An 8,526-nucleotide genomic window follows, 5' to 3' on the forward strand; every position below is an offset into this window, starting at 1 on the left:
TATTTAACCTATGGTGAATTTTAAGACAGATTTTAAAGACTCCGTATTCTACAAGAATATTTTTATCCTTTTAAAGGGTTCTGTTTTAGCCCAGCTAATTCCCTTATTAATATCACCCTTTATAACTCGATTATATTCTCCTAAAGAGTTGGGTGTATTAGCCTTATTTTCATCCATTTCAGTTATTCTAGGCTCAGTAGTAAATGGCAGATATGAACAAGCACTAGTATTGGTTAAAACTGAAAACGAAGCTAAGCATTTAACTATACTGTCTTTACTTATAAGCCTTGTTGTGAGTCTTATCCTTTTTTTATTCTTTATTTTTTTTCAGCCTCATTTACTTGATTTTTTTAATGAACCAGACTTAGCCTTTTGGATTTATTTAATTCCACTTGTGGTGTTTTCTATAGGGGCGTTTAACACTTTGAATTATTATGAATTAAGAAAAAAGAACTTTAAAAAGATATCTAATTCTGAAATTTATCGTTCAACTTCTTTAGCAGCTATTCAATTAAGTTTTCCATTAATAAAATCAGGACTATTTGGTTTAATGATTGGAAAGATAATTTCTTCATTGATAGCTCCTTTTTATCTATGGAAAATTTCAAAATTTGAAATAGGTAAAGTAAATACCTCTTTACTATTAATTTTAGCTAAAAGGTTCATTGATTTTCCGAAATACACCAATTTTTCAATATTATTGAATAATCTAAGTGTAAATGCAATTAACTTGCTAATACCTGTTTTATATTCGACCTCATTATTAGGACTCTATTCATTAATGTATAAAGTCTTAGCAGTTCCTTTTTCTTTTTTAGGTAATACCATCAATCAAGTGTTTTTGGAAGATGCTGTTCGTCAAAAGAACGAATTAGGTCAAGCATATGAGTTAACAAAACGAATGGTAATACAATTGACTCTTGTATCTGTCATATTTTTTGGGACAACTTATTTTATAGTCGAAGATTTTTTTGCTGTTGTCTTTGGTGAAGATTGGAGAATGTCAGGGGTTTATGCTAAGTACTTAATACCATTTTTTATGTTCAAATTTATTGCCTCTCCTTTGACAAGTATTCATACTGCATTTGAGAAACAAAAATTAAGTTTCACATTGCAATTGATTATGTTTGTTTTATCTATGGGGAGTTTATTGTATGCATATTTTAATTTGTGGATTTTTGAGCATTATTTACTATTGTTTAGTGTGCTGATGTCAATTTTTTATATTTATAGAGTTTTAATTATTCTCAAGATTGCTAAAAACCAATTAAGTATTTATGAATAGGGGTGTATTTTATAATTCGGCTTTAACTATTATTAGACAAGTGCTGAGTATAGGTTTTGGTATTTTAGCCACAATGATAATTGCCAGAACGCTAGGCGCAGAAGGTCAAGGGCAATATACTTTAGCGATTTTACTTCCTACCTTATTATATACATTTTTTAATTCAGGTTTATCAACTTCTACTGTATTTTATGTGGCCAAAAAGAAATATTCAGATATAGATATTTATTCAACAAATTTATTAACCTCTTTCTTGTTAAGTATTTTTTCTATTCTAGTCGGAATTTTTGTTGTATTCTTTTATAAAGATTATTTTTTTGAAAATATTAGTCAGCAATTGTTGTTGTATAGTTTATTAATTTTACCAATACTCTTTGCGCAAAAAAATCTACCTACTATTTTTCAGGGAAAGGAAGAGTTTAAAAAATTTAATTTTATTGTTCTTCTTAACCAATTTGGACTATTAATTTTCTCTATCTTTTTTGTTTGGGTATTAAAATTAGGTGTCATTGGAGCCATCTTGAGTTTTGCATCCGCACAATTATTAATGTTAATTGTCACTTTTTATTTTCTGAATCAATCTTATGGTTTATTATGGCCCAAAAAGTATTCTCTAACTTATTTAAAGGATAGTTTTTATTTTGGTATTAAAGGTCATTTTAGTAATGTTCTGACCTTTTTAAATTATCGTTTAGATATGTTTTTGATAGCTTATTTTATGGATAATTCTGCGGTGGGCTTATATTCTATTGCTGTAATATTGTCCGAAAGGATATGGACAGTTTCTCAATCCGTTTCAACCGTATTATTTGCTCGAATATCTAACCTTAATGATGACGTATCTAAAAATAAATTTACTTCCTTAGCTGCAAGAAATACTTTATTTATATCGCTGATTGGGGGTAGTGTTCTAGCACTTTTAAGTCATTGGATAATCATAATTCTTTTTGGTGAGAACTTTTCAGAAAGCATTTTACCATTTTTATATTTAATACCTGGTGTAATTATTTTTTCTTTGGGTAGAGTGCTTGCCAACGATTTTATCGGTAGAGGTTATCCAGAAATAAATACCTACATTGCTATAGTAATAGCTTTTACAAATCTTATTTTAAATGTATGGCTTATCCCACTTTATGGCATTAATGGAGCAGCAATAGCAACCTCAATTTCCTATACCTTTGATGTAATTATAAAATCTATTGTATTTTCTAAAAAAAATACCGTCCCATATTATGACTTTATTATTATGAAAATATCTGATTTTGAATTGTACAAAAACAAGGTTACAATTTTTTTTAAAAAGCGTTAAGATGCATGTTTTACTATTGACTACGGCATATAAGAATAAATTTAACCCTGTTAATTCATTATTCTTTTATGATCAGGCTAAGGCATTATTAAATAATGGATGTAAAGTTGGGGTAATCTGTCCCATGCCTATAACGTTTAATAATATTTTAAAATCTAAACGTTTTGTGTTTTCTGACGAGTTTTATGATGATGATAAAATAAAAACCTATGTTAGACCTTTCTTATCTATTCCTAAACTTAAAAAAAGAACAGCGAAAATCAGATTTGAAGAAGGCAAGTTTTTATTTAAAAAGTACATTATAGAAAATGGAAAGCCTGACGTGATTCATGTACATACCTTTTTAGCTGGAGAAATAGCTTTATGGATTAAAGATAAGTATAATATTCCTTTTGTTGTTACCGAGCATTCATCAGGCTTTGCTCGAGGAATTTATAACCAAAGACAATTACAACTTGCCAAACAAGTATTTACAAATAGTGAATGTAATATAGCTGTAAGTGAACCTTTTTGTAGTCTCTTAGAAGAAAAGACAAATGAGCATTTTAAGTATATCCCAAATGTTGTAGACACTAATTTTTTTACACTTCCTTCAAAGAAATCTAATGCAACAAATTTCACTTTTTTGAATGTTGGTCATTTAGATAAGAAGAAGAATCAATTAGGACTAATTAAAGCATTTAAGAAGTCTTTTTTTGGTCAAAATAGCTATCAGCTAAAAATTGTCGGAGACGGCTCTGAACGTAAAAATTTATTAGATTTTGTTAGAGATGAAAAATTAGAACTTCAAGTACATTTAGTCGGTAAAAAAAATAGGAATGAAGTAAAATTTGAGATGCAGCAGGCTGATTGTTTCGTGTTATCAAGTTACTACGAAACTTTTGGAGTTGTATTAATTGAAGCGATGTCATGTGGTTTACCCGTTCTTTCTACCAAATCAGAAGGTCCTGAGTCAATAATTAAGAATTCAATGCTTGGAACACTTTGTGATTTAAAAGATTTGGATAAAGAAATGCTAAAAATTGTAAAATCTAATTACAATTCGGATTATATTAGAAAATACATAGTAGATAATTTTTCAGAAAAAATTATTTCAAAGCAATTGATATCAATTTATTCTAAAATTATAAAAAATAGATGAAATTTTTATCATATATCAATTCAATATTGTTTGTAGTTATATTCGGTTTAGTATCACTAGGAGACTCTTTTGTAGATTTATCTTTTTCATTTTTAAACGAGATTGTACTTTTTTCTTTTCTATTACTCATTTCGTTAAATTTTACTAGATTTAAATATGATTTTGGATCATTAATTTTTATAATTCCCGCAATTATTTTTTGTTTATTAAGTTTAATATCTGCTAATAACTTACATGCTGGCGGATACAATACTGCAATTTTCATTATTTTAATTCTCATTTTATTTTCTATTCACGGAATAAGATTTAGCGATAAATTGCTTAATACTCTTATATTCTTATTTACCACTGGAGTACTTGTAGGATCGTGGTTTTTTATAGAAAATAGTTATTCTGAGCTTTTAGGATTCGACAAAGAATCAGGAATATTTATCAATAGTAATTCCTTTGGTATGTTTTTGGCATTTATGATAGCTTTTGCAATGTTGAGTTTTAAAAAATCAATATATAAATTTATATATGTTGCGATACTAATGCTTTTCTTGTTGTACTCTAATTCTCGGGGCTCACTAATGTTCATATCAATATTTCTAGCACTTTATTTTATAAGGTCTTCAACATCGACAAACCGATTGTTTTTAAATGTCATCTTTGGATCTATTTTTGTGATTTTCACTTTCTTTACGATTAATTCTTTTATTGCTGAAACAGATATTAGAATAATTAATAAAATACAAAATTCTGGTACTTCAGGAAGATTTGACATGTGGGTGCAAATCATAAGTAAAATGTTAAAAGATATAATCCATATTTTCTTTGGAAGTGGACCATCAACAACCTTTATTGATGGAAAGTCTGCGCATAATTCGTTTATCAACGAATCATCTAACTTAGGAATTTTCTTCGTGTTATTTTATTCTTTTTTGATATTCTACAAGTATGTTAAATATCAACTTGTTAAGTATTCTGATTTCTCACTTATTGTTATACCAATTTTATTTTTAGGTATGGTTGAGTCCGTTCTATTTGTCAATTCATTATTGTGGTTGCTACTATTATTTTTAAATCTTAAGTATAATTCAGAAAAGATAGCCGATGACTAATATTCTTTTGATACTATTTTTGTCATCAGTCTATTTGATGAATGCCTTTGGAATAGGCCCAAATCTATATCCATTGAGGATAATTCTACCTATCATAATTATATATTTTTCCGTTCTTATTTTCCAAAAATCAATACTATTGAGAGAAAAAATTAAAATACAGCCTATTTTGATTTTTTCACTATTGTTTTTTCTTTATTATTTCTTTCACACCTATATCGTAAGTTTTTTAAGGCACACATTATTCGGTTACAATTATGAGTTAAACTCAATACTAAACTTTACTTTTTTATTCGGTTTAATTCTGACTTTTTTTCTCACATATCTTACCGACACAAAAAAGTTTTTTAAAATTTTTAATGGTGTAACCCTATTGTTTTATTTCATTTATGGATTGTATGCTTTTTACGAAATCATCACGGGTAATCATTTACCTACATCTGACTTATTCGATGCCCCATATTGGTTAAGATATTCACCAACGGTAGTTTATTATAATTCTAATGACTTCGCTTCTATTTTTACGCTAATGTTTATGTATTTGTTAAGTACATATGATAAAGAAAAAACATTATCAATACTATGGCTTTTTGCAATGATATGTTTCCACCTAATAATAGCATATTATTCACAGAGTCGAATTTCACTATTAGTTTCTTTACTTTTTTTAGGATTTAGATATCCTTTCAAATTGGCTTACTCATCAATTCTTGGCGTATTGATATTGCTTGTTGGCATAACAGTATTTGAGCCCAATTGGTATATACAATTTTTAGACGGTTTAAAAGAGTTGAAAACAGATTTATTATTTTCTGATAGGCAATCTACTTCGATAAGGCTTTATCTTTATAAACACTCTATTATGTCTATATTTTCTAGCTATGGATTAGGATATGGAGTTGATTACTCATTACAATATTTTCAGTCTATTAACGACCCTAATTTGTCACACATTGTTAATCCGCATTCCTATATTTTTGAAATCCTTATAAATAGTGGTGTTTTAGCACTTTTAGGTTTTACATTATTGAATATTTATCTCATTGTAAAAAATATTTTTTTAAAAGAATACGATTTAGTTGTTCAAGTTTTAATGTTTAATCTATTACTATTTTCATCAAGTTCATCATTGTTCATTTGGACAATTTATCTTTTTATATTTATATACATTTGCAAAACAGCTCAGCAACAAATAAAATCTTAAAACAATCATTATGGAAATATTTAATTTATTAAAATCAATACTCAATTTTTCGCAAAGACAATGGAAATTTATTTTATCATTTTTTGTGATAGGTGTTGTTTTAGGCTTTTTATATGATAATTTAAAAGCACCATATTATGAAACTTCAGCTACGGCAACGTCAGGATTGTCATATTTTGAAGGTATCATTGACCCTAGTGAGTTAGAGTACCCTATCATTGACCAAAAGATAGCTATTGATATGGTTAATGGGTTAGGTAAAATAATTGAAAATGAAGAATATTTAATTCTAGCAAATAAGCTTAAAATTTCTGAGGATATAGCTGAAACAGTCAAATTTATTGAGGCGGAACAATCCTATGAATTAGACTTAGAAAATAGAAGACAAAAATTATCTCAGTTTTCTATAACAATCAAGGTGACAGACAATCAATCTATAAAAAGTGTTAGTGATGGTTTTCTAAATTATTTCAACAATAACGGATATTCAAACATGAACTATTCACTATTTCAAAAACAGTCCCCTGAATTAATCAAATATTTAGATCAAGAAATTAAAGATTTACAATCCTACAGAAGCAATTTGAATGATAAAACTGATTTCGAAATGAGTACGATTTCTATTGCAAATGATAATAGTGAGTCTTTACAGAATCAGATTATTCAATTGTATGAGAAAAAACAAGCTTTAGAGAGAGATTTGGAATTACTCAAGCCATTATCTTTCGTATCTAATTTTCCAGTTTATAGAAAACCTACTTCCAGAACTTTATTTAGAGTTGGAGTTTTATCTTTTGGTTTTCTTTTCTTAGGTTTTGTTATAGCATTATTTAGAGATGTAAAATCGTTTATGAAATAGAAATTTGATGAAAGTTTGCCATTTATCATCAGTACATCCAAGAAACGATACTAGGGTATTTTTTAAAGAATGTGTAACACTTCAAAAAAATGGATACGATACACATTTAGTGATTGCAGATGGTCTTGGTGACGAGACTAAGTATGATGTTAAAATCATAGATGTTGGTGAGCCAATCAATAGATTTTCAAGAATATTCATTACTACTCTAAAAGTATTTCTTCAAGCTAAAAAATTAGAAGCTGATATTTACCACTTTCACGACCCAGAGTTAGCCCCTCTATGTTTATTGTTCAGATTACTAGGTAAGCCGGTTATTTTTGATGTTCATGAAAATATTGGAGAACAGATAAAAGATAAACAGTGGCTTAGTCCAGTATTTGCTAACTTTTTCAGCTTTTTATTTTCTTTTTTAAACACTATTTTCACCAAATCTTTTAGTGTTATAATAGCCGAAAATTCCTATTCTACAATCTATAAAAATCAAAAGTCTAAACATAAATTTGACGTCGTTTTAAACTTTCCAGAACTTCAATTGTTAAAGCAATTTAAAAATGTAAATAGAACTGGTAACGAATTCTTTTATATTGGAGTTATTAGTAATGATAGAGGACTAGATACGATTCTTGATGCTCTTAATATTTTAGATTCTAAAAACTATGATTTCAAGATGCATTTCATTGGAAGAGTTTTTGATGAAATAAATTGGGCTAAATATCCTAAAATCAGAGATAAGATTATTTTTTATGGTAGAATGAATTTAGATGAAGGATATGCAATATCATCAAAATGTATCGCAGGTTTAGCAGTTTTAAAACCTATTGGTAATTATGTGGGTTCGTATCCAACAAAAGTGTTTGAATATATGGCAATAGGCTTACCCACCATAACCTCTAATTTTGCTCTTTATATGCAAATTGTCGAAGATAATAATGTAGGTTGGTGTGTAGACCCTTATTCACCTACTGATTTAGCTGAAGTAATGATGAATATTTTAGACAGTTCATCATTAAACGAAATTAGTGATTATGCTGTTTCAGCTTCGTCTAAATATTCTTGGGAAAGTGAGTCTAAAAAGTTGTTAAAAATGTATAAGAACTTATTAAGCAAATAAGCTATTTGATTTAATATATGAATTTGAAGAATTGGAAATATTATAACTTTGGTATCATTCCCAGCCTTGCGCCTAATCAGAATGTGGAGATTGAAAAAGGAGATATAACTTCTCACATTAGCATTTTGAAAAAGATATATTTTGCTCGATGGACTTCTGATTTCGACAGCTCTTCAAAAACTAAGTTTTGGTACATTATAAAAGATTCATTTTCTGGAATGGATGAATTAAGTTCAAATACAAGAAGTAAAGTTAGGCGTGCTTTTAAGTCTACGTATGTGAAAAAAGTTAGTCGAGAAGAAATATTAAATAATGGCTTTCGAGTTTATAATTCTGCATTTGACAGATATTCTACATTTACCAAAAAAAGTTCTCGTGAAGAATTTAATAGTAATATTAAAAAATTATCTGCTGATTATGATTTTTTTGGAGTTTACTTTACTGAAACCAATGAATTGATAGCATATAGTCAAAATAAAACTTTTGAAGATTGCGTAGACTATACAACTAT

10 protein-coding genes are annotated in these 8,526 nt (G+C 28.0%); 8 read left to right on the forward strand and 2 right to left on the reverse strand.

The window, feature by feature from the left end; genetic code table 11:
* The first annotated feature begins 10 nt into the window (after positions 1-10).
* The 3 genes from ISP71_03780 to ISP71_03790 are packed head-to-tail and all read left to right on the forward strand — an operon-like array spanning position 11 to position 3,735.
* Entirely contained in the window at positions 11-1,285 is a 1,275-nt protein-coding gene (locus ISP71_03780; GenBank protein MBL6663205.1) for an oligosaccharide flippase family protein, read from the forward strand.
* Positions 1,278-2,594 (forward strand): flippase, encoded by a 1,317-nt coding sequence (locus ISP71_03785; GenBank protein ID MBL6663206.1) that lies wholly within the window; start codon positions 1,278-1,280, stop codon positions 2,592-2,594. The genes ISP71_03780 and ISP71_03785 overlap by 8 nt, the downstream gene beginning before the upstream one ends.
* A gap of 1 nt (position 2,595) precedes the next feature.
* Positions 2,596-3,735, forward strand: coding sequence for a glycosyltransferase (locus ISP71_03790; protein ID MBL6663207.1), 1,140 nt, complete (start codon positions 2,596-2,598; stop codon positions 3,733-3,735).
* Here the strand turns inward: ISP71_03790 and ISP71_03795 are convergent.
* Together ISP71_03795 and ISP71_03800 are read right to left on the reverse strand one after the other, a co-directional pair.
* Positions 3,719-4,000: a hypothetical protein gene (locus tag ISP71_03795; protein ID MBL6663208.1), complete on the reverse strand. Its 282-nt coding sequence runs from the start codon at positions 3,998-4,000 to the stop codon at positions 3,719-3,721. The two genes, ISP71_03790 and ISP71_03795, sit on opposite strands and share 17 nt — an antisense overlap.
* Before the next feature lie 123 nt (positions 4,001-4,123).
* Complete coding sequence (locus ISP71_03800) at positions 4,124-4,315, reverse strand: hypothetical protein (protein MBL6663209.1); 192 nt, start codon at positions 4,313-4,315, stop codon at positions 4,124-4,126.
* Between ISP71_03800 and ISP71_03805 the strand changes: the two genes are divergently transcribed.
* From ISP71_03805 to ISP71_03825, 5 genes are all read left to right on the forward strand, one after another.
* Positions 4,308-4,838 (forward strand): hypothetical protein, encoded by a 531-nt coding sequence (locus ISP71_03805; protein MBL6663210.1) that lies wholly within the window; start codon positions 4,308-4,310, stop codon positions 4,836-4,838. The two genes, ISP71_03800 and ISP71_03805, sit on opposite strands and share 8 nt — an antisense overlap.
* 373 nt (positions 4,839-5,211) lie before the next feature.
* The gene (locus ISP71_03810; GenBank protein ID MBL6663211.1) at positions 5,212-6,042 is read left to right on the forward strand and encodes an O-antigen ligase family protein; all 831 of its coding nucleotides are present in this window, start codon (positions 5,212-5,214) and stop codon (positions 6,040-6,042) included.
* 10 nt (positions 6,043-6,052) lie between these two features.
* On the forward strand, positions 6,053-6,901 hold the full coding sequence (locus ISP71_03815) for a hypothetical protein (GenBank protein MBL6663212.1): 849 nt from the start codon (positions 6,053-6,055) through the stop codon (positions 6,899-6,901).
* A 4-nt stretch (positions 6,902-6,905) separates the two neighbouring features.
* Positions 6,906-8,015, forward strand: coding sequence for a glycosyltransferase (locus ISP71_03820; GenBank protein MBL6663213.1), 1,110 nt, complete (start codon positions 6,906-6,908; stop codon positions 8,013-8,015).
* Between the two features lie 17 nt (positions 8,016-8,032).
* Positions 8,033-8,526 (forward strand): hypothetical protein (locus ISP71_03825; GenBank protein MBL6663214.1); only part of this gene is annotated, 494 nt, incomplete at its 3' end.

This window comes from Flavobacteriales bacterium (assembly GCA_016779995.1).
Classification (GTDB): Bacteria; Bacteroidota; Bacteroidia; order Flavobacteriales; family UBA7312; genus UBA8444.